This is a genomic window from Bacillus hominis, assembly GCF_018332515.1.
Classification (GTDB): domain Bacteria; phylum Bacillota; class Bacilli; order Bacillales; family Bacillaceae_G; genus Bacillus_A; species Bacillus_A hominis.
In genome coordinates this window covers 1-855 of sequence record NZ_BOQD01000447.1, presented here as the reverse complement: position 1 = coordinate 855, position 855 = coordinate 1, and the positions used below count along the sequence as shown (strand labels likewise).

Annotated in this window: 1 protein-coding gene; it reads left to right on the top strand. The window is 30.6% G+C overall.

The genetic code is table 11. The features are described from left to right. Positions 1–134: 134 nt before the first annotated feature. A complete protein-coding gene (locus KI356_RS26215; protein ID WP_002125317.1) occupies positions 135–554 on the top strand; it encodes a CBS domain-containing protein in 420 nt (139 codons plus the stop codon). Positions 555–855: the final 301 nt, after the last annotated feature.

Genomic DNA, 855 nt, shown 5'->3' with positions numbered 1-855 from the left:
TCATAAAAAAAGAGTCAGCATATTGCTGACTCTTTTTTATTATGTATAAGCCTCTTTTTATCACCTAATTTTCCTGAAATAAATAAAGGGATTTAGGAAAAGCTATGGTATGTATTAAAAGGAGGAGATAAAAAATGACACAAGTTAGAGAACTTATGAGTACTCATATCGTACATTGTACACCGTTAGATAATGTATATGAGGCGGCTGTAAAAATGAAGGAAGAATCGGTTGGATTGATTCCTGTTATTGAAAATAAACAAGTTGTTGGGCTTGTTACTGATCGAGACTTAGTTGTTCGTGGGATTGCTGAAAAACATCCTGGATCTAATCAAATTACAAATGTAATGACAACAAACATTGTTTCAGTTTCTCCAGATGATTCTATTGAAAAAGCTACAGAGTTAATGGCACAATATCAAATTAGACGACTACCGGTAGTTGAGAGCGGTCAACTTGTTGGGATGCTAGCACTAGGTGATTTAGCTATAAGAAAATCGGCAGATGATCAAGCTGGGTTTGCTTTAAGTGAAATCTCGGAGCATACGGAATAAATTATGTATAAAGATCAGATACATTATTCTAGTATATATGGATTAAACTAATATATTAGCGTGATGTATCTGGGACATTATATAATAAGTATAGAGTCAATATTTTTGACAGTTTTTTTAAATTTTCCATTCCTAATTTTTAATAAGAGAAAAAATGATATACTGAGAGATATAAGTATTATGATAGATTTTGAATATAACAATATTTATTATTAATGCTGTAATAATGAATTAATATTTCCTATATTGATAAAGTGAAACTTTAATTATTGGGGGTTTTGTCCATCCCCCAACGATTATT

Coding starts and splice junctions, on each gene's coding strand:
- KI356_RS26215 (WP_002125317.1), top strand. CDS start 135: ATGACACAAGTTAGAGAACTTATGAGTACTCATATCGTACATTGTACA.